The sequence below is a fragment of the Croceibacterium salegens genome, from assembly GCF_009827435.1.
Taxonomy (GTDB): Bacteria; Pseudomonadota; Alphaproteobacteria; order Sphingomonadales; family Sphingomonadaceae; genus Croceibacterium_B; species Croceibacterium_B salegens.
The window spans coordinates 97,939-118,056 of record NZ_WTYM01000021.1; the positions used below are offsets into that span (position 1 = coordinate 97,939).

The 20,118-nt window shown below is 67.2% G+C and carries 21 protein-coding genes; 9 read left to right on the forward strand and 12 right to left on the reverse strand.

Annotated elements, in window-relative coordinates:
- The first annotated feature begins 141 nt into the window (after window positions 1-141).
- Window positions 142-2,976, forward strand: a complete 2,835-nt coding sequence (locus GRI89_RS00840) for a M16 family metallopeptidase (RefSeq protein WP_159791372.1) — start codon at window positions 142-144, stop codon at window positions 2,974-2,976.
- Window positions 2,977-3,031: 55 nt separating this feature from the next.
- On the opposite strand, the gene GRI89_RS00845 is transcribed toward GRI89_RS00840, so the two are convergent.
- The 4 genes from GRI89_RS00845 to gatB all read right to left on the reverse strand — a co-directional run bounded on the left by GRI89_RS00845 (window position 3,032) and on the right by gatB (window position 6,560).
- Window positions 3,032-3,889 carry a hypothetical protein gene (locus GRI89_RS00845; protein WP_159791373.1) on the reverse strand — a complete coding sequence of 286 codons (858 nt, stop codon included), beginning with the start codon at window positions 3,887-3,889 and terminating at the stop codon, window positions 3,032-3,034.
- The gene (locus tag GRI89_RS00850; RefSeq protein WP_159791374.1) at window positions 3,886-4,476 is read right to left on the reverse strand and encodes a hypothetical protein; all 591 of its coding nucleotides are present in this window, start codon (window positions 4,474-4,476) and stop codon (window positions 3,886-3,888) included. The genes GRI89_RS00845 and GRI89_RS00850 overlap by 4 nt, the downstream gene beginning before the upstream one ends.
- A gap of 103 nt (window positions 4,477-4,579) precedes the next feature.
- A complete protein-coding gene (locus tag GRI89_RS00855; protein WP_159791375.1) occupies window positions 4,580-5,041 on the reverse strand; it encodes a tRNA (cytidine(34)-2'-O)-methyltransferase in 462 nt (153 codons plus the stop codon).
- Window positions 5,042-5,048: 7 nt separating this feature from the next.
- The gene (gene gatB / locus GRI89_RS00860) at window positions 5,049-6,560 is read right to left on the reverse strand and encodes an Asp-tRNA(Asn)/Glu-tRNA(Gln) amidotransferase subunit GatB (RefSeq protein WP_159791376.1); all 1,512 of its coding nucleotides are present in this window, start codon (window positions 6,558-6,560) and stop codon (window positions 5,049-5,051) included.
- 169 nt (window positions 6,561-6,729) lie between these two features.
- Here gatB and GRI89_RS00865 point away from each other — a divergent pair, with 169 nt between their 5' ends.
- Entirely contained in the window at window positions 6,730-7,452 is a 723-nt protein-coding gene (locus GRI89_RS00865) for a class I SAM-dependent methyltransferase (protein ID WP_159791377.1), read from the forward strand.
- Between the two features lie 241 nt (window positions 7,453-7,693).
- On the opposite strand, the gene gatA is transcribed toward GRI89_RS00865, so the two are convergent.
- The 5 genes from gatA to rpsU all read right to left on the reverse strand — a co-directional run bounded on the left by gatA (window position 7,694) and on the right by rpsU (window position 12,131).
- On the reverse strand, window positions 7,694-9,181 hold the full coding sequence (gene gatA / locus GRI89_RS00870) for an Asp-tRNA(Asn)/Glu-tRNA(Gln) amidotransferase subunit GatA (RefSeq protein ID WP_159791378.1): 1,488 nt from the start codon (window positions 9,179-9,181) through the stop codon (window positions 7,694-7,696).
- On the reverse strand, window positions 9,181-9,483 hold the full coding sequence (gene gatC / locus GRI89_RS00875; protein ID WP_159791379.1) for an Asp-tRNA(Asn)/Glu-tRNA(Gln) amidotransferase subunit GatC: 303 nt from the start codon (window positions 9,481-9,483) through the stop codon (window positions 9,181-9,183). Before gatC ends, gatA begins: the two co-directional genes overlap by 1 nt.
- A gap of 41 nt (window positions 9,484-9,524) precedes the next feature.
- Window positions 9,525-11,189, reverse strand: coding sequence for a DUF4153 domain-containing protein (locus GRI89_RS00880; RefSeq protein ID WP_159791380.1), 1,665 nt, complete (start codon window positions 11,187-11,189; stop codon window positions 9,525-9,527).
- An 89-nt stretch (window positions 11,190-11,278) separates the two neighbouring features.
- Complete coding sequence (locus GRI89_RS00885) at window positions 11,279-11,839, reverse strand: FKBP-type peptidyl-prolyl cis-trans isomerase (protein WP_159791381.1); 561 nt, start codon at window positions 11,837-11,839, stop codon at window positions 11,279-11,281.
- 85 nt (window positions 11,840-11,924) lie between these two features.
- A complete protein-coding gene (gene rpsU, locus GRI89_RS00890; RefSeq protein ID WP_159791382.1) occupies window positions 11,925-12,131 on the reverse strand; it encodes a 30S ribosomal protein S21 in 207 nt (68 codons plus the stop codon).
- Between the two features lie 210 nt (window positions 12,132-12,341).
- On the opposite strand from rpsU, the gene crcB reads away from it, so the two are divergent.
- From crcB to GRI89_RS00925, 7 genes are all read left to right on the forward strand, one after another.
- Window positions 12,342-12,749: a fluoride efflux transporter CrcB gene (crcB, locus tag GRI89_RS00895; RefSeq protein WP_159791383.1), complete on the forward strand. Its 408-nt coding sequence runs from the start codon at window positions 12,342-12,344 to the stop codon at window positions 12,747-12,749.
- A complete protein-coding gene (locus GRI89_RS00900) occupies window positions 12,746-13,900 on the forward strand; it encodes an RluA family pseudouridine synthase (RefSeq protein WP_159791384.1) in 1,155 nt (384 codons plus the stop codon). The genes crcB and GRI89_RS00900 overlap by 4 nt, the downstream gene beginning before the upstream one ends.
- On the forward strand, window positions 13,900-14,502 hold the full coding sequence (locus GRI89_RS00905) for an FMN-binding negative transcriptional regulator (RefSeq protein ID WP_235912609.1): 603 nt from the start codon (window positions 13,900-13,902) through the stop codon (window positions 14,500-14,502). The genes GRI89_RS00900 and GRI89_RS00905 overlap by 1 nt, the downstream gene beginning before the upstream one ends.
- Window positions 14,499-15,155, forward strand: a complete 657-nt coding sequence (locus GRI89_RS00910; protein ID WP_328598014.1) for an HAD-IA family hydrolase — start codon at window positions 14,499-14,501, stop codon at window positions 15,153-15,155. The genes GRI89_RS00905 and GRI89_RS00910 overlap by 4 nt, the downstream gene beginning before the upstream one ends.
- Entirely contained in the window at window positions 15,148-15,369 is a 222-nt protein-coding gene (locus tag GRI89_RS00915; RefSeq protein WP_159791385.1) for a hypothetical protein, read from the forward strand. The genes GRI89_RS00910 and GRI89_RS00915 overlap by 8 nt, the downstream gene beginning before the upstream one ends.
- Window positions 15,366-16,064, forward strand: coding sequence for an ATP12 family chaperone protein (locus tag GRI89_RS00920; RefSeq protein WP_159791448.1), 699 nt, complete (start codon window positions 15,366-15,368; stop codon window positions 16,062-16,064). The genes GRI89_RS00915 and GRI89_RS00920 overlap by 4 nt, the downstream gene beginning before the upstream one ends.
- 136 nt (window positions 16,065-16,200) lie before the next feature.
- Window positions 16,201-17,862, forward strand: a complete 1,662-nt coding sequence (locus GRI89_RS00925; RefSeq protein ID WP_159791386.1) for a serine hydrolase domain-containing protein — start codon at window positions 16,201-16,203, stop codon at window positions 17,860-17,862.
- On the opposite strand, the gene GRI89_RS00930 is transcribed toward GRI89_RS00925, so the two are convergent.
- The 3 genes from GRI89_RS00930 to GRI89_RS00940 form a co-directional block, all read right to left on the reverse strand.
- Window positions 17,859-18,431 carry a hypothetical protein gene (locus tag GRI89_RS00930; RefSeq protein WP_201290839.1) on the reverse strand — a complete coding sequence of 191 codons (573 nt, stop codon included), beginning with the start codon at window positions 18,429-18,431 and terminating at the stop codon, window positions 17,859-17,861. The two genes, GRI89_RS00925 and GRI89_RS00930, sit on opposite strands and share 4 nt — an antisense overlap.
- A 139-nt stretch (window positions 18,432-18,570) precedes the next feature.
- Entirely contained in the window at window positions 18,571-19,164 is a 594-nt protein-coding gene (locus GRI89_RS00935) for an ABC-type transport auxiliary lipoprotein family protein (RefSeq protein WP_159791387.1), read from the reverse strand.
- Between the two features lie 11 nt (window positions 19,165-19,175).
- Window positions 19,176-20,114, reverse strand: coding sequence for an MlaD family protein (locus GRI89_RS00940; RefSeq protein WP_159791388.1), 939 nt, complete (start codon window positions 20,112-20,114; stop codon window positions 19,176-19,178).
- Between the last annotated feature and the right edge of the window lie 4 nt (window positions 20,115-20,118).

Below are 20,118 nucleotides of genomic sequence, written 5' to 3' on the forward strand. Positions count from 1 at the left end.
GCTCCGCCAATCCTGCATTTGGGCCATCGCGCCGTGCCACCCTCGTCCGGAACGGTATGCCGTTGGTCGAAAGGCTCACACCCCGCGCGCGCGCGTGCTAGGCATTCGGACAGCCGAATTCATTCGCTTACGGGACACTCGATGCGCCGCTTCTTCCAATCCGCAGCCCTCCTCCCCTTCGCCCTTGCGACCGCTGCCTATGCACAACCCGAGACAGCCGAACCCGCACCGCTGGCCGAGCTCGTCGAACAGGTCGACATCCCCTACCAGACCTTCACCCTCCCCAACGGCCTCACCGTGCTGGTCAACACCGACCGCAAGAGCCCGGTCGTCGGGGTCACGACTTACTACCGGGTCGGCTCGAAGAACGAGCCCAAGGGCAAGACCGGCTTCGCCCACCTCTACGAACACCTGTTCTTCGGCGGCAGCGAAAACGTCGAGAACTTCGACGTCCCGCTCGAAGGCGCCGGATCGACCAGTACGAACGGTTCGACTTGGTACGACCGCACCAACTACGTAGAGACCGTACCGACCGGCGCGCTCGACCTGGCGCTGTTCATGGAAAGCGATCGCATGGGCCACCTGCTCGGCGCGGTCACGCAGGACAAGCTCGATAAGCAGCGCGGCGTGGTGCAGAACGAGAAACGGCTCGGCGACAACCAGCCGTATGGTCTCGCCGAATACCTGACCGGCGACGCGCTGTTCCCGGTCGGCCATCCCTATCGCCACTCGACGATCGGTTCGATGGCCGACCTCGATGCCGCGACGCTGACCGACGTGCGCAAGTGGTTCACCGACAACTACGGGCCCAACAACGCTATCCTCGCGCTGTCGGGCGACATCGACGTCGCGACCGCCCGGCCGCTGGTCGAGAAGTGGTTCGGCGACATCCCGGCGGGCCCGAAGGTCGTGATGCCGGTTTCGCCGGTCGTGACGCTCGACGCGCCCAAGCGCGAAGTCATCGCCGATCAGGTCCCGGTGACGCGCATCTACAAGGTGTGGAGCGGGCCCGGCCTCAACGATCCCGCCTCCCCGGCACTCGCCGCTGGCATGAGCGTGCTCGGCGGGCTGTCGAGCTCGCGGCTCGACAACATCCTCGTGCGCGACGAGCAGCTGGCGGTCGAAGTCACCGCCTATGCCCTGCAATTCGAGGATGCGAGCTTCCTGCAGGCGCAGGTCGACGTGAAACCGGGTGTCGATCCGGCGGTGGCCGAAAAGCGTCTCGACGAAGTTATCGCCCAGCTGGTGAAAGACGGCCCAAGCGCCGACGAGCTGCTGCGCGCGGCGACCCGCTCGGTCTCCTCGCAGATCGGCGCGCTCGAAATGGTCGGCGGCATGTCGGGCAAGGGCGCGACGCTGGCCGAGGGGCTGCTCTATTCGGGCAATCCGGCGCAGTACAAGGCCGACCTCGAAGCGACTGCCCGGCTGACCCCGACCGGCGTGCAATCGGCGCTGCAGCAGTGGCTCGGCCGCCCGAGTTACACGCTGGTGGTCGAACCGGGCGAGCGCACGCTCGACGGCGCCACGCTCGGCGGATGGTCCGATGACGGCAACGAAGTCGCGCCGCCGCCCGATGCCAAGACCCCGGCCCCGGCAATTGCCGTGGGCGCACCGCGCAAGATGCCGCCGGTTGCCCCGGTCGCCGAACTGACCTTCCCCAAGGTCCAGCACGCGATGCTTTCGAACGGCATTCCGGTCACGCTCGCCACGCGCACGGCGATCCCCAAGGTCAGCGTCTCGCTCGACTTCGACGCCGGTTACGCCGCCGACGGCAGCGCCAGGGCCGGCACCCAGTCGCTGATGATGGACCTGCTCGAAGAGGGCACCACCAGCCGCAGCGCGGTCGACATCGCCGAGGAGCAGGAGCGGCTCGGTGCTTCGATCAACACCGGCACCTCGCTCGACAAGAGCAGCGTCACGATGACCGCGTTGACCGCCAACCTCGCTCCTTCGCTGGCGCTGATGGCCGACATCGCGCGCCACCCGAAGTTCGCCGACGAGGACGTCGCGCGCGTTCGCGACCAGCGCCTCGCCGAGATCCAGCAACAGCAGGCGGCGCCGACCAGCCTCGCCCAGCGCGCGCTGCGCCCGCTCGTCTACGGCACCGCGCACCCCTATGGCTCGGTCGGTTCGGCCGGCAAGTCGAGCGTGATCGAGGCCCTGACGCCCGGCATACTTTCCCAGGCGCACAACACATGGCTGCGCCCCGATCTCGCGCGCATCACCGTGGTCGGCAACATCACCATGGACATGCTCGTTCCGCTGCTCGAGCAGGCGTTCGGCACCTGGCAGGTGCCGTCAGCACCGGCCCCGGCCAAGAACCTCGACATTGCCGTCCCGGCCGCAAAGCAGCGCATGGTGGTGATCGACCGGCCCAACTCGCCGCAGTCGATGATCATGATGGCCCACGTACTGCCGATCACCGGCACGACGCCCGACATGGAATCGCTCGACCTCGCCAACCAGGTGATCGGCGACGGCTTCCTCTCGCGCCTCAACCTCGACCTGCGCGAGGAAAAGGGCTGGACCTACTACGCCTATTCCTCGTTGACCGAGAACGAGGGCCCCTCGATGGTCACCGCCTACAGCCCGGTGCAGACCGACAAGACGGGTGACGCCATCAAGGCCATGATCGCCAACATGAAGGCTTTCCCGGGGGAGAAGGGCGTCAACGAGGTCGAACTGCAGCGCGTGACCGACGGCAACATTCGCGGCCTGCCGAACTCGTTCCAGACCAACTCGCAGGTCCTTGGCGCGATCACCGGCAACCAGAACCTCGGCCGGCCCGACGACTACTATTCGCGGCTACCGGCGATCTACGGCGCGATCGACGCGCAGGCGATCGACGCGGCCGCGGCGAAGTACCTGCAGCCCGACAACATGATCATCGTCGTGGTCGGCGACCGCAAGCAGATCGACAGCCAGCTCGCCGGCCTCGGCATCCCGATCGAGTACCACGACGCCAGCGAGTTCTGAGCCAACCTGACATGGCGCACCCGGCGCCCGGCGCGAAACGCCGGTCGACCGGGGGCTATTCGGCGGCGCCTTGCTCCGCCTTCAAGTTGACCACTACGTCGCGATTGTAGCCCAGGACGCCCGGGACCGGAGGCATGCGACCGACCAGGACGCCGAAGAAGTTGTTGATCTTGCCGGCCGCATGCAGGTCCGCCGGCGCGCCGCCGAACGAAGTCAGTGACGCCGGCAATGTGTAATCCACCGGCTTGGACTGCCAGTCAGCAAGGCTCGGGTTAGCTTTCCTGTCGGCATCCGACAGTTCCTCCCAGGCCATCGCGGGGAAATCGCCAAGGTTGGTGACCTGGCCCGCCGCGACCTCGAACTTGACTGTACCCATGCAATAACAAGTGCCGGCAGCTGTCCCGTTCGGTGCGTAGAATACCGGGCCGTAGATCGTGTAAGTGCCCGGCTCGACCTCCTGCAGATAACTGAAATCGCTTTCGGATTTTGAGAAGACGAATTGCGGCCCGAGAACGACGACCATGCGCCTCTCGATGTTGCCGATGCTGAAGTTTTCCTCGGTCGGCTCGACCGGCTTCTCGGGCAGCTTCTTCTTGTTGGACCTCTGGGCGAAATCGTAATCACGCTTCCAGTTGGCGAGCTTCGAGGGATACCTCTTCTTCGCCTTGGCCAATTCCTCGCGCCAGTCGGCTTCGTAGGCTTCGACTTGCTCTTGATCCGGCGTCTTGATCAGCATCAGCATCGAACGGTTCGGACCGTGGACATAGATGTAGCCCTTGGCCGGATCTAGTTTCTGCTTCCCGCCGACAAGGTTCTTTTCCTCGACCGGCTTGCTGACGACTTGCGCCGCGGCATGTGCCGGGGTGCACAGCAGCGCAACGGCGGCAGCGAGTGCGGTGGTCCTTGCGATCATGGTTCCAGCACCTCCTGGTTCGGGGCGCTCGCCGAGGCGACGCGAGCCTGCATCAGCAGGTCGCGCTTGCGCTCTTCCGGGTCCGCCCTGTCGTTGCCCTCTTCGAAATTGAAGGACTGCCACAGGTCCTTCTCGAGGCCGTATCGATCGTATTCCTTGAAGTGCATGCAGGTGCGCATGTTGGTGCGCCGCTGCTTGCGTCGCTCGGCCGAACCGAAGATCGCGTCCATCATCGCCCCGGCAATCGCACCACCGATCACGCCCGCGGCCATCCCGTACTGCGCAGAGGCAGCGGCGATCGAACTGTCGCTGGCGCCGAGATAGATGTTCGCGCCGCTCGACAGGGCATCGCATTCGGTGATGTCGGCATAGGCCTCGTCGAACGAGCTGTTGGCGCGGTGGAAGAAGAAGTACTTGTCGTAGTCGGCGGCGATCTCGGGCGTTGCCTGGAAATCCAGGGCTGGCATCTGGACCGCGGCGATTTCTTCTTCGGTGAAATGCCGCATCGGCGGCTCGTTCTTGATGGCCTGTGCATTTGCCGCGCTGCCGATCGACAGCGCAAGCATGGCCAGGCATGCTCGACGCAAGTACAATTTCCCTCTCCCCCCGGAGTAATCCCGCGCGAGATATGCCAGCATCGGAAAAACCGGCAAGATGGAAAATAAGGGGGCCGGCTCTTCCCGCCCGACCCTATCCCAACTTCCCGCGCATCGCTTGGTAGGCCGCGGCGGCCACCGTGTTGGCGAGGTTGAGCGAGCGGATGACGCCGGTGCGCATCGGCAAGTGGAACTGGCGCCCGGGATAGCGCTGCCAGATCGCCTCAGGGATACCGGTCGTCTCCTTGCCGAAGACGAGGATCGCGTCGTCCGGGTAGTCCGGCTCGTAGAACGAAGTGGAGGCGTGCTCCTCGAAGAGGAACAGCTGGTCGGCGCGTGGCTGGCGCTCCTCGGCGAAGGCGTCCCAGCTCTTGAACTCGGCCAGCCGGACGTGCGGCCAGTAGTCGAGGCCAGAGCGCTTCACCCGCGCATCGGTGATGTGGAAGCCAATCGGGTGGATCAGCACGAGCTCGGCATCGAGCGCCACGCAGGTACGCCCCACCGCGCCGGTGTTGCCGGGGATTTCGGGCTCGACGAGGACAATGGTGAGCGGCATCCGCCGCTCAGCCCAGCTTCGCCTTCAGCACCTCGTTGACGACCTGCGGGTTGCCCTTGCCCTGCATGGCCTTCATCGTCTGGCCGACGAAGAAGCCGAACAGCTGCTGCTTGCCGCCCTTGTAGTCGGCGACCTTGTCGGCGTTGTCGGCAAGGACCTTGTCGACTGCCGCCTCGATCGCACCGCTGTCGCTTTCCTGCTTCAGCCCCTCGCGCTCGACGATCGTCCCGGCGCTGTCGCCGGTCTCTATCATGGTTTCGAGCACCTGCTTGGCGATGGAGCCGGAGATGGTGCCCTTGCCGACCAACGCCAGCAGTTCGGCGGCCTGCTCGTGGCTGACCGGCGAATCCGCCAGTTCGTGCCCGGCCTTGTTGAGCGCGCCGAAGAATTCGGAGATCAGCCAGTTGCTCGCCTGCTTGGCGACTTCGCCCTCGCTCTTGCCCTGCGCAGCAGCGGTCTCCGACAGCAGCGCCTCGAACCAGCGCGCGGTCTCGACCTCGGCGGTGAGCACGTGGGCGTTGTATTCGGGCACGCCGAGTTCGGCAATGTAGCGATTGCGCTTGGCGTCGGGCAGCTCGGGCAGGCTCGCCCTGCACTCCTCGACGAAGGCATCGTCGAGGACGAGCGGCAGCAGGTCCGGATCGGGGAAGTAGCGGTAATCGTGCGCGTCTTCCTTCGAGCGCATCGAGCGGGTTTCGTTCCGGTCGGGATCGTAGAGCCGAGTTTCCTGCACTACGGTGCCACCGTCCTCGATCAGGTCGACCTGGCGGAGCGCCTCGGCCTCGACCACGGCCATGACGAAGCGGACGGAGTTGACATTCTTCGTCTCGGTCCGCGTTCCGAATTCATCGCCCGGCTTGCGGACGCTGACGTTGACGTCAGCCCGCATCGAACCCTGGTCCATGTTGCCGTCGCACGAACCGACGTAGCGCACGATCTGGCGCAGCTTGGCGAGATAGGCCCCGGCCTCGGCCGGCGAGCGCATGTCGGGGCGGCTGACGATCTCCATCAGCGCCACGCCCGAACGGTTCAGGTCGACGAACGACATCGTCGGGTGCTGGTCGTGCATCAGCTTGCCCGCGTCCTGCTCGACGTGGATGCGCTCGATGCCGATGACCTTGTCCTCGGCGATGCCGGCCTTCTCGTCGGCCTCGATCAGCAGCGAGCCCTCGCCCACCAGAGGGTGGTAGAGCTGGCTGATCTGGTAGCCCTGGGGCAGGTCGGCGTAGAAGTAGTTCTTGCGGTCGAACCGGCTCCACTTGTTGATCTGCGCCTCGATGGCGAGACCTGTGCGAACCGCCTGGCGGATGCACTCGCGGTTGGGCACGGGCAGCATGCCGGGCATGGCGGCATCGACGAGGCTGACCTGCGCGTTCGGCTCCGCCCCGAAGGCGGTCGCCGCGCCGGAGAACAGCTTGGCGTTGGAGGTGACCTGCGCGTGGACCTCGAGGCCGATCACGACCTCCCATTCGCCCGTGGCGCCCTGGATGCGGTAAGTGCTTGTTGCGGTGCTGCTCATGGTAATTCCGGCGGTTCGTGCCGAGCGCTTATCGGCTTGGCGAGTGGCAATCAATCGCTACGCGCCGCGAAAGTGTCTCGATCCGTGCGATTGCGTTTCGCGCCGGCGCCTTGCTGGGCTAGCGTCGGGCGGGTTGCTCGCAAGATAGGTGTCCGGGGCGAAATCGAGAATGGCGAAAAGCGCGACCGACATCGCCAGGGCGGTCTACAAGGCGCGTCCGCTGCAGCTTGCGCTGCGCCAGGCCTATCGCCTGTCGGGCCGCGACCGCCGCATGATCGCCCGCTACCTGCGCGAAAACCCGGTGCGGCGGCTGCAGATCGGCGCGGGGAGGAACCGCCGCGCGGGATGGCTCAACACCAACTGGTGCCCGATACGCGTCGGCGAGGGCGACTACCTGTTCATGGACGCGACGCAGCGCTTCCCGCTACCCGATGCGAGCTTCGACTACATCTTCTCCGAGCACATGATCGAGCATGTCGACTATCCCGGCGGGCGCGCGATGCTGCGCGAATGCTTCCGCGTGCTGAAGCCGGGCGGAAGGATCCGCATCTCGACCCCCGACATCGCCTTCCTCGTCGGTCTGCTCGGTCCGGACCTCAGCGAGCTGCAGCGCGAATACATCCGGCAGGGCATCTACTGCCTGCCCGAAGGCGTGCCAGCGACGCCGGTGACGATGGTCAACAACTTCGTGCGCAACTGGGGCCACAGCTTCATTTACGACCCTGCAACGCTGCGCGGCCTGCTCGAAGAGGCCGGGTTCACCGAGATCGTGCCCTGCGAGGTGAACCGGAGCAGCGATCCCGAACTGGCCGGGATCGACAACTCGATGCGGATGGACGAGGGCTTCCTCGAACTCGAGACAATGATCTTCGAGGCGGTCAGGCCGGGCTGAACTGCGCGTCGGGCTTCCGGCCGACAGGGGTGATGCCCAGGGTGCGGCAACTAGTCGTCCTTCGTTTCACTTCCTCTTGCCGGACGCCGACCGGTCAGTCGGGGAAGCGCTACTTCCCGCTCGTCCTGTCGATCCGACTTTCGGTCATTTCGCTTCCGGTCGCCCTTGCTCAGCTTCAGCCAGATATCGCCGGCGAGTTCGACAAGTGCAGCAATTCCTTCCGCGACGTCGGCTGCGAGGCTCACCACCACTTCCCAGGCTGGGCGACAAACCCGGCGCGCTGTTCGATCGCCAGCCCGGCGTCGAGAACGCCCTGTTCGTCGAAGGCCTTGCCGATGATCTGCAGGCCGAGTGGCAACCCGTCCTTGTTGAGACCGCCCGGCACGCTCATCGCCGGCAGCCCGGCGAGGCTGGCGGGGACCGAGAAGACGTCGTTGAGGTACATCGCCAGCGGGTCGTCGATCTTCTCGCCGAGCGCGAAGCTGGCGGTCGGCGTGGTCGGGGCGAGGATCACGTCGCAGGTCTCGAACGCCGCCGCGAAGTCGCGCTGGATCAGCGTGCGGACCTTCATCGCCTGCGTGTAGTAGGCGTCGTAGAACCCGGCGCTGAGCACGTAAGTGCCGATCAGGATGCGGCGCTTGACCTCGTCACCGAACCCGGCGGCGCGGGTCGCGGCGTACATGTCCTGCAGGTTCGCGCCCTGTGGCAGGTCGCGCAACCCGTACCGCACGCCGTCGTAGCGGGCGAGGTTGCTCGAAGCCTCGGCAGGCGCGACGATGTAGTAGGCCGGCAGCGCATACTTGGTGTGCGGCAGGCTGATGTCGACCACTTCGGCCCCGGCGTCCTTGAGCCAGGCGATGCCCTGGTCCCACAGGCCGAGGATCTCGGCGTCGGTGCCGTCCATCCGGTATTCCTTCGGGATGCCGACGCGCTTGCCCTTGAGGTCCGCGTTCAGCGACCCGGCCCAGTCGGGCACCGGCATGTCGAGGCTGGTCGAATCCTTGGGGTCGAACCCGGCCATGGCGCCGAGCATGATCGCGCAGTCGGTGACGTCGCGCGCCATCGGCCCGGCCTGGTCGAGGCTCGAGGCGAAGGCGACGATGCCCCAGCGGGAGCAGCGCCCGTAGGTCGGCTTGATGCCGGAAATGCCGGTGAAGGCGGCAGGCTGGCGGATCGAGCCGCCGGTGTCGGTGCCGGTCGCCGCCGGGCAGAGCCGCGCCGCGACCGCCGCCGAGCTGCCGCCCGAGGAACCGCCCGGGGCGAGCGCGGCGTTTCCGCCATCGTTGCGCCGCCACGGGCTGATCACGTTGCCGTAGTACGAAGTCTCGTTCGACGAGCCCATCGCGAACTGGTCGAGGTTGAGCTTGCCGAGCATGCCCGCGCCCGCGTCCCACAGCTTCTGGCTGACGGTGCTCTCGTACTCGGGAATGAAGTGGTCGAGGATGTGGCTCGCCGCGGTGGTCTGCACGCCGCGCGTGGCGAACAGGTCCTTCATGCCGATCGGCACACCGGCCATCGCGCCGAGCGGCTTGCCCGCCGCGCGGTCGGCATCGACCTTGTCGGCCGCTTCGAGCGCCTTTTCGGGCGTCGCGACGATGAAGGCGTTGAGCGCGTCCTGCGCCGCTGCGACGTTGGCGTTGAACGCCTCGGCAACTTCGCGCGCGGTGAAGTCGCCACCGGCGACGCCCTCGCGGATCGCCTTGACGCCGAGCTGGGTGAGGTCGGTCATTACTCGATCACCTTCGGCACACCGAAGAAGCCGTGTTCGGCCGCCGGCGCATTGGCGAGGACCTTGTCGCGGATGCCGCCGCCGGTCAGCGGGTCGGCATCGATCACGTCGTCGCGCAGGCGCAGCGCCTGCGGGATCACCGCGGTCATCGGTTCGACGCCGCTGGTATCGACCTCGCCGAGCTGTTCGACCCAGGCGAGGATATTGTTGAACTCGGGCACCATGCGGTCGAGGGCAGCCTCGTCCACCTTGATGCGCGCCAGGCTGGCGATTTTCGCCACGGTTTCACGGTCTACCGACATGCGGGCGCGTTAGCCGCGCGGGGCGCGGGCTTCAAGCGCGCTTAATTGTCGCCGATGGCAGGTCCGACAACTTTGCCGTCGATGCGGATGACGCGGCCCTCGCCGACCTCGACCACCGAGTCCGGACCGAGCGTAGGCAGCTCGATGGCTCCGAGTTCCTCGGGCTCCAGCCCCGTACCCGGCTTGAGGTTCATCAGTGTGTACCCGCTGCCGCGCACGAGCGCGAGGCGCCGCCCGCCGCCGCTCGCCTCGCCAAGGTCGAGCACGACGCAGCGATCCTCGCAATCGTAGGGATGGGTGACGAGGTAATCGAGCACGCCTTCGCGAATCTCGGCATCGTCAGGCTGGACGCGCAGGTTGAAATCGGCCCGCGTCTTGTTCTTGCCCACGAACCCCGAATAGGCGCGTTCCTTCTGCGCCAATGCCGCCGCAGCGAGCTCCGCAACCTTGGCGTCCTTGTTCTTCGCCAGCCGCGCCAGCGCCTCGCGCCCGGCATCGCCGAAGTCCCAGCGCAGCGCGGTGTAGTCGAAGTCCTCCGGGCTCACATGCCCCCTGGCCAGCCGCTGCAACTGGTTGCCCGCGGCGATACGGCCGAAGTCGAGGATCGGCAGCGCGAGGATGAAGGCGAAGACGCAAATAACCGCGGCAAGGTGCAGGTTGGCCCGGCGCAACCGCTCGCCCCAGCCGCCCTTCCAGCCGCGCAGCAGCGCGACCAGCCAGGCAAGGCCGTAGGCGCAGGCGACGGCAATGGCGATCAGGCCCCAGATGCGCTCGGGACTGAGCCCGTGCTGCGAAATACGCGTGCCGAGCGAGATCGCGGCGAACACGGTCAGCGGCAGGATCGCAGCGGCAAGGGCGATGCTCGCCCAGCGCAGCACCGGGTTGCCGCTCATCTCTGTATCCGAGTCGCGCAGGATAGCGTTGGCCAGCACCCACGATCCGGCCGCGCAAGCGAGGAGTATCGGCGTCGCGCTCTGCGTCGCCTGCCACAGCACTTCCGGCCCCGAGACGATCATCGCCACGAGGAACAGCACGAGGCCGAGCGCCAAAGGCACGGCGAGGACCGAAAGCACGGTCATCACGACCGCTTGCAGTGTGCCGAGGATCTTCAGCTGCCCGCGCAGGATGCCGAGCGCCGCTCCAAAGGCCACGCCACTGAAGGTCCAGGCGAACCAGCCATCGTCCATAAGGTCGAACAGGAAGCGAATCTTGAGCAGTTCGAACAAGGCGGCAAGGACCAGCAGGACCAGCCACGATGCCCCGACGAAGACCATGCTGCCCCCTGCGCTCAGCGCATCGCTCCACACGTTATAGTGGACTGCCTGATAGGGCGTGGCGAAGCGCGTCCGGTGGAAGCCCGACTGGAACAGCGGCAGCGCGAGGCCGGTGGAGATTACCCCGGCGATGAAGCCGTATTGCGGCACCGCGTAATGGTCGCCTGCCGACACTGCGCGCCACGCGAGACCCGCCATGACGAGGCCGACGACGAGCGCGAAGACCAGCGGCTGCTTCCAATTGTCGCGCTCGATGGTGAAGGCTGCGGCGATCGCGCCGAAGAACACGAAGGCGGTCGCCGCCATGCGCCATGGCACGTCGTTGCCCTTGTCGGCGAACGTCCACACCAGCAGCCCGGCCGCGCCGAGCAGTGCGGCGAGTATCCACGGCCGCAGCGGCCAGTCGATGTGATTGCCCTCGGTTCCGTCCATCACGCTTGCTCCCCTCCTACAGGACAAGCGCCATCATGCCGCCAAACGCGGCCCAAGGCATGAGCGAATTGTGAGCAATCGCTGGAAAGTCAGTTTCCGGCGGGGGGAGCTTCGCCTTCGCCCTGCTGCTGCTGGCCGGCCATCAGCTGCTGGATCATCTGCACGCGGCGCTGGGCATCGGCTTCGGGCATGAAGTCGATCAGTTCCATCTCGAAGATCAGGTCGCTGTTCGGCGGGATCGGCGATCCGGGGGGCGGGCTGGCGCCATAGGCCTTGTCGGCCGGGATGCGCACTTCGTACTTGCCGCCCTTCTGCATCTTCATCAGCGCTTCCTTGAAGCCCGGGATGACCCCGTCGAGCGTCATCGGCGTGCCTTCGGGCAGGATGCCCTGCACTGGAAGCTGCATGTCCTGCGACTTGTCGAACACCGTCCCGTCAACGAGCTTGCCGGTGTACTTGACGAACACCACGTCGCCCACGACCGGGTTGGGACCCTCGCCCGCGGTGATCTCGCTTACTTCGACGCCCTTGGGCATGGCCCAGTAGGCAAGGCCCGCGGCCAGCGCCACGACCAGCAGGAGGCCGAGCCACAGCTTGAGCACCGAGCCCTTGGCAATCGGCTGGATCGGAACGCGGGTAACTTCGGCCATCAACGGTATCCTGAATGCAAAAGGGGCGCGGAGATCGAACCCCCGCGCCCCTTTGGCTTATCGGTTTACTGCCTGCAAGAGCAGGTTAGCGCGAACCGTCGCGCTCCATCCGCTTGCGCTCGAGCTTGCGGGCGCGGCGCACGGCGGCGGCCTTCTCGCGAGCGCGCTTTTCGCTCGGCTTCTCGTAGTGACGGCGCAGCTTCATCTCGCGATACACCCCCTCGCGCTGCAGCTTCTTCTTGAGCGCGCGGAGAGCCTGTTCGACGTTGTTGTCGCGGACGATGATCTGCATAAACCTAAGCCACCTTTCGAAATCGAAATCGGGAGAGCCCGCGGTAGACCGGCGCGGGGTGCACCAAACGTAATACCAATGAAAATTGGGCCGAATCCGTTCCGGACCGACACGAACGAGGGGCCCGATAAGGGAATCGGGGGCGAAAGGCAAGGTTTTCCGGGCTGCGCGCCCTTTCCACCCTCGCCGCTCCCGTCTAAGGCCGCGCGGATGAACGCGCCATCTACCCTCGCCGCATCCGGTTACGTCGCCCTCGGCGGCGGGATCGGCGCCGTCCTGCGCTACCAGCTCGGGCGTGGCATGACTCACTGGCTCGGAGTGCAGGCGGTGACCTCGTTCCCGTGGGCGACGCTGGCGGCGAACGTCATCGGCAGCATGGCCATGGGCCTGCTCGCCGGGTTCCTCGCGCGCCACGGGCATGGGGGCGAGCATTGGCGCCTGTTCATCGGCGTCGGCGTTCTCGGCGGTTTCACCACCTTCTCCAGCTTCAGCCTCGAAATGATGCTGCTGATCGAGCGCGGACAGGCGGCGCAGGGTGTCCTCTATGCCGCCGTCTCGGTGCTCGCGGGCCTCAGCGCGCTCTACATCGGCCTCATAACCATGCGGGTCGCCGGATGACTTCCCCTGACAAGACCAAGGACGAGCGGGAAGTCCGCCAGTTCACGGTCGATGCGGACGACGACGGGATCCGACTCGACCGCTGGTTCAAGCGACACCTGCCGCAGGTCGGCTTCGCCATGGTCGGCAAGTGGGCGCGGACCGGGCAGATCCGCGTCGACGGCAAGCGGGTGAAGCCCGACGACCGGCTCGCCGCCGGTCAGGTGCTGCGCGTGCCGCCGGGCGGCGAGGCCGCGGCGGCCCGCCCGCGCAAGGTCATGCCGCTGACCGAAGAGCAGATCGCGCAGGCCGAGGCGATGGTGATCCGCGAGACCGATTCCGCGCTGGTGCTCAACAAGCCGCCGGGCCTCGCCACGCAGGGCGGGACCAAGACGCACAATCACGTCGACGGGCTGCTCGATGCCTATGCGGCCGAGGACGAACCGCGCCCGCGCCTCGTCCACCGGCTCGACAAGGACACCAGCGGCGTCCTCCTCATCGCCCGCACTCCGGGCAGCGCGGCTTTCTTTTCGAAACGCTTTTCCGGGCGCAGCGCCAAGAAGATCTACTGGGCGCTGGTCGTCGGCGTGCCCGAGATATCCGAAGGGACCATCGAGGCCCCTCTGGCCAAGCAGCCGGGCACCGGCGGCGAGAAGATGCATGTCGACATCGAAGGCGGGCAGCCGGCCAAGACCAAGTACCGCGTCGTCGACCGGGTCGGCACCAAGGCGGCGTGGCTCGAACTCGAGCCGCTCACCGGGCGCACCCACCAGCTGCGCGTCCACTGCGCCGCGATGGGCCATCCGATCGTCGGCGACGGCAAGTACGGCGGGCAGGACGCCTACCTGACCGGCTCGATCAGCCGCAAGATGCACCTCCATGCGCGCCGCCTGATCATCGACGTGCCGGCGGGCGACAAGCAGGTCTCCGGCAAGCTCGACGTCACCGCCGACCTGCCCGAGCACTTTGCCGCAAGCATGGAGCAGCTCGGGCTCAACCCCGGCATGAGCGACGCCGCCCCGGTGCGCGACGACCCGCCCCCGCGGACCAAGGGCGAGAAGAAGCAGGCCGCCCGCGCCCACGCCAAGCAATACCGCAAGGCCCGCCGCGGCGAACGCAGCTCGCGCCGTAACGCCGGGGGCAAGCCGAAGAAGCCGACGAAGAAGCGCTGATGCATCCCAACCCCGTATTCCGCAGCGACGACCGGGCGTTGCTCGAATCGCTGATCGACGAAATCGGCTTCGGCATGATCTTCGCGCAGACCCCGGACGGGCCGCGCGTGGCGCACGTCCCGATCGTCTCGACCGGCGACGGGGCGATCCGGTTTCATCTCTCGAACGGCAACGCGCTGGCGAAGCACATTGCCAGCGGCCCTGCGCTGGCCGTCATCAACGGGCCCGACGCCTACGTCAGCCCCCGCTGGTACCCGGCCAAGGGCGCAGTCCCGACCTGGAACTACGTCACGCTCGAACTCGAAGGCCCGGTCCGCAGGATGGAGAGCGAGGGGCTGGAGGCGCTGCTCGAAGCCATTGCCGAGCGCGAGGAGGGCCGCATCGCCGAGGGCGAAGCCTACACCTCTGCCGATGTCCCGCCCGAGCACTGGAGCAAGCTCATCCGCGCGATCACCGGTTTCGAACTGGAGGTCCGCGCCTGGCGTCCGACCTTCAAACTCAGCCAGAACAAGTCGGTGGAGGAGCGCAGCGCCGTCGCCGATGCGCTCGAGGCGCAGGGGTCACTGGCGCTCGCCTCGCTGATGCGGGGGCTCGCCAAGTGAGCGTGCGCCTCGCCGTGTTCGACTGCGACGGCACGCTGTCCGACGGACAGGGCGCCGTGTGCGGGGCGATGGCGCAGGCTTTCGGCGCCTGTGGCCTCGTCGCGCCGCCGAGCCACGAGATCCGCCGTATCGTCGGGCTGAGCCTGCCGGTCGCGGTGCGCCGGCTGACGCCCGATTCCGAGGCAGAGCAGGTCGACCGGCTGGTCGCGGCCTACAAGGAAGCGTTCTTTCTCGCCCGGACCGAGGGACGGGTGGCGGAACCGCTGTTCGACGGTGTTCCGGGCCTGCTTCAAACGCTTCATTCGCAAGGCTGGCAACTCGGCGTGGCCACCGGAAAGAGCGACCGGGGCCTCACCGGCCTGCTCGCGCTGCATGGGCTTGAGAACCTCTTCGCCACCCTGCAGACCGCCGACCGCCACCCCTCCAAACCGCACCCTTCGATGCTCGAAGCCGCCATGGCCGAGGCCGATGCCTTGCCCGCCGCCACGGTGATGATTGGGGACACCACCTTCGACATCGAGATGGCCCGCGCCGCCGGCGTGCGCGCGCTCGGCGTCGCCTGGGGCTACCACGCGCCCACCGAACTCATCGCCGCCGGAGCCGAGGACGTGGCCCGCGACGCCGCGCACCTTGAGGAGATGCTCCATGGCTAGCCGACCGCCGGACGATGTCGCCCGCAAACGCTGGCTGGCCATCCAGGCCGTGCGCCTTGGCGGCGGCGTCATGGTTGTCTTCGCGCTGGCAGCGCTGCGGGGAGTGGTGCCCTTCCCCGAGATCGCCGCCTACGTGATGCTCGTCGTCGGCCTCCTCGACGTGTTCCTCGTGCCGACGCTGCTGGCCCGCAAGTGGCGCAGCCCGCGGCCATGAAGCGCTTCTGGAAGGATGCTGCGGTCGAGCAGGTGGAAGGCGACTGGCGCGTCACGCTCGATGGGCGGCCGATCAAGACGCAGGGCGGCGGCGCGCAACTCGTCCCCTCTCGCGCGCTGGCCGAGGCGCTTGCGGCGGAGTGGGCCGCGCAGGGCGAGGAGATCGACCCTCGGGGCTTCGTGCTGCGCGACCTGACCGACTACGCCATCGACCGCATCGCCCCCGCGCCGGGCGAGACCGCGGACAAGCTGCTGCCCTACGCCGAGACCGACACGCTGTGCTACCGCGCCGATCCCGATGAGCCGCTCTACAAGCGCCAGGTCGAGCTTTGGGAGCCGCTGGTGACGGCGTTCGAGGCACGCCACGGCCTTCGGATGGAGCGGGTCAGCGGCGTGGTCCATCGCCCGCAACCGCCCGAAACGCTCGCCCGGCTTCGCAAAATCCTCGCCGGGCTGGATCCCTTCGCCCTGGCCGCGCTGGAGACGCTGACCACCATCGCCGCCTCGCTGACCGTCGGCCTCGCCGCGTTGGAGGACGGAGCCGACATCGACGCCCTGTTCACCGCCGCCAACTGCGAGGAAGACTGGCAGGCCGAGCTATGGGGCTGGGACTTCAACGCCGAGGAGCGCCGCAAGCTGCGGCTCGAAGCCTTTCAGCGTGCCGCGGAATTCGCCCGGCTGGCGCACGAGGCCTGACCGGGCGGATCGCTCGGCCACCGTGTGCTTGCATGAGCGAGCGAACCTTGCCGTCCCCCGTCAACCGGTTAAGGTCGGGACCGGGGGATATTCGATGAATTCTCGAAGACTACTCTTGCTGGTCTTGTCGGCCTGCATGGTCTCGTCCTTGGCGGGCGCGGCCCGGGCGCAGAACGATCCGGCTGCCACGCTCTCCGCCACCACCGCATCTGAGACGGCCTGGCAGACCTCGCTGTTCGAACCGCCACCAGATGCCCTGCCCCCCTCGCATAGCGTGGACGGAAAGCTGCACATCGCCGCCGAACCGGCCGACAGGCTCGAGGTGCTCCTCGACAAGTTCGGGTTCGTTTCGATGGTGCCGCAGACCCGCGAGCTGCCGGGGGCGAACGTCACCCTCGTCTCGAGCGGCTTCGAGGTCATTCCTGTCGAGCGGGGCCCCATCGTCGCAGGGCATCCGGCGTGGGACTGGATCTTCGAACCGGGGCGGGCCTGGGACCTTCCCAGCCATCCCGGCACGACGTTTGTCGCGCTGCCGTTCTCGCTGATGGAGTACGACGCCAACTGCCTGCATAACGGGCTGGCGCTGTTCGCAGTCGGCGACAGTGGCGAAACGACGCAACTGGCCTACCAGGTCGGTTCGGAGACCTGCCCCTACTTCCAGTTCGACATGTGGGGGCTGACCGGGGCGAAATTCGAACCCGGCCCAGTTGCGGCAAAGTCGCAGGTACTGGCGGCATACGAACGCGAGGTCGCCGCGCGCCTGCCGGTTCGTCCGATCTCGGACCTCGGTGCCATCGCCACCCGCTTCGCATCGCCCGACGATGTGAAGCCGGAGGCGCTGACGACATTCGGCTTCGTCCACGACGGCGTGCTCTACGCCGGAGCCTGCCCGACCCGGCATGGGCCCTATCCCTACTGTGACGTGCTCGACCTGCCGTCGTTTTCCTGGGCCAAGTCGATCGCCGGCGGGATCGGGCTGATGCGGCTCGAAGCGCTTTATCCCGGGGCGAAGGACGCCTTGCTCGTCGATTACGTTCCCGAGTGCGCAAACGCAGGGTGGGAAGGCGTCACCTTCGAAAACCTGCTCGACATGGCGACCGGGCATTACAATTCCGCCGAACCCGATATCGACGAGGACGCGCAGCCGACCACCGACTTCCTGATTGCGAAAACCCACGCGGCCCATGTCGACCTCGCCTGCCGCAACTATCCGCGGCAGGAAGCGCCGGGCATCCGGACCGTCTACCACACCAGCGACACCTACCTGCTGGGCACGGCCATGAACGCCTTCCTCAAGGCGCACCGCGGTGCTGATGCCGACTCCTACCGGGACCTCGTGGTGCCGCTGCTAGAAGAGTTGGGCGCAAGTCCGGTGATGATGGAGACGCGCCGTTCGATCGACGCGGTCCGCCAGCCCTTCACGGGCTGGGGCCTCGTCCTGCACCGCAACGATGCCGCCCTTCTCGCCGGGTTCCTGCAGCGTGGGGGAACGATCGACGGGAAGCCGATGCTCGACAAGACTATGCTGGCCGAAGCGATGCAGCAGGTCCCGGCGAACGCGGGATTGCCGATCTACAACGCCAACTGGCGCTACCAGCACTCGCTGTGGGTCCGCAACGTGGGTAGCCAACTCGGCTGCGCGCACGACGTCTGGGTACCGTTCCTCTCAGGCGTCGGGGGCCTGAGCAACCTCATCCTGCCAAGCGGCGACGTCTATTTCCGCATCGGCGACGGATACGATTACAACTGGCTGGCGTCGGCCCTTGCGGCAAACGAGATCGCTTCGCTCTGCAATTAGGCCGGCCCGCCGCACTGCCCAGCACGGCGTTCGTTTTCGCGGGCGAACATCGCCCTGATGGTGTCGCCGTCGGAGGGTTCGCGGGCCAGCGTCTCGGGGTTCCACTGGCTGCGCTCCGTGGCGAAGAAGTCGCCGTCGTAAATGTGGATGCCGCCGGTAAAGCGCTGGAGCGGGTTGGACACCGAATGGATCGCGTCGACCGGCAGCGCGACCACGTCGCCTTCGAACAGGCAGGCGGCGCTGTGGGCCCTGAGGCCCTCGGGCTCGTCGCGCCAGAGGATGTTGTCCTCGCGGCCCGTGTAGATGCCGATCAGCGCGGCCATCTCGTGGTTGTGCGGCAGCAGGTTCATCTGCGGCGTCCAGTGCGCCGCGAAGATCGTCAGCGCGGGCGAGTGCAGCAGCACGTCGAACCCCGCGGAGGTCGGCTCACCCAGCCCATCGAGCACCGCGCGGTGATCGCTGACTGCTGCGGCGAGCACCTCCTGCACCGCCGCCATGCCGCCATCGCCATGGGCCGCCTGGCAGTCCTCAACGAACCGCTCGCGCTTGAATTTCCTCGCCTGGGGCACTGAGGCTCTCCCTTTTTCCGCGACCGCCAAGGCTGCCATGGCCGCACTGCCGGCGATGACGCTACGCCGCGTATATGCCACATTGGTCCGCATCGGCTCCACCGATACCCGGCGAATGCGGCGATTTTGGAACCCGGTACTAGCCGACCCAGTTGGCGACGTCGGCGGCGACCTTGTTCGCCGCTTCGTTGAGAGCCGCCCCGACCGGTTCGGCCTTGGGCGATACGCCGTCCACGACCGCTTCGAATCGGCGCGTCTGCACGCGGCCGTCCTTGGTCACCAACACCGCGTCGAAGCGCACCACCGCTGCGCTGCGCGAGGCGTCGTAGTCCATCGCGTCGAGTGTGCCCGAGAGCCTCGAGGAGGCGCTGAACTGGAGGTCGGTGCCGCTGACCAGCAGGTGGTTGCCCCGCGCGCGCAGGGTGTCGGCGAGCACCCGTTCGAACAGCTGCGAAGGCTTTTCGACCCACTGCGCGTCCTGGAGGTAGGCAAGCGAGGATCCTCCGGTGACCACCGGCACGCGAAGGACGTCGAGCTTCTGCGGCGCGGCAATGTCGAGCACCGCCAGCGCCGTGGCCGCGGTGCCGCTGGATTCGCTGCCCGCCGCGGTCTGCTGGGTAGCGGTCAGGTTGAGCAGCGAGGGCGGCGGCTTGGAGCCGGTGCTGATGCACCCGCTCAGCGACAGTGCGATGAGCGGCAGGAGGGCCATCCCGGCCCGGCGGGAAAGGGTCATCGCGTCTCGCCTCATGGTTTGTAGTCCGGCAACTTCTGGCCGCCGAGCACGCTGCCCGCGCCGTTCGCCTGGATCGATTCGGTCATTTGCCGCAGCGCCGCGGTGGTTTTGCGCAGGTCGCGCAGGGCCGCCTCGGCGGCGGGCAGGGTGCTCGAAGAGACTTGCCGCGCGGCGGGCTGCACGTCGGCCATCGTCGCGTTGAGCGCGTCGGCCGCCTGGCGCGCGGAGACCAGCGTGCGGCGCAACTCCTGCATGGTCGAGGCGCCGTCGCGGTTGAGCAACTGGTTGGTGCTGGCCAGCGTCTGGTCGAATTGCGCCAGCGTGGAGGTCGCCTGCGCCAGCGCGGCGTCGAGGTCGGTCAGCACCTGGTTGATCTTCGGGCTGGCGTCGGCGAGCTGCGCGGTCATGCGGTCGGTATTGGCGAGGATACCCTTGATCGAGCGCTGGTTCTCGGCGTCGAGCAGGTCGGTCAGCCGCTCGGTCAGCGTCGAAAGGTTGTCGAGCAGCTGCGGCGCACCGGCAAGGATCGCCCCGAGGCCGCCGGCCTTGGGCTGGATTTCGGGCACCCCGTCCCGCCCCATGCGGGTAATCGGCGGCTGCCCGGCGCGTGCGCCGTCGAGCTGGATCGTCGAAACCCCGGTAAAGCTGCCCAGCACGGTGGCGGTGGTGCCCTGCAGGATCGGCACGTCATCCTTCACGCTGATGCGCACCTGCACGAACTGCGGGTCCTTCTCCCACAGGTTCATGTCGTCGACCTTGCCCACCGGCACGCCGGCGAAGGTCACCGTGCTGCCTTCGGCGAGGCCTTCGACCGCCTGCGGGAAGAAGATGTCGTATTTCTTGCGGTCGCTGGTGCCCCAGCCCGCGATCCAGACGATGAACACGGCCAGCGCCGCGAGCAGCGCCAGGGTGACGATCCCGACCCAGACATGATTTGCGCGCGTTTCCATCTGC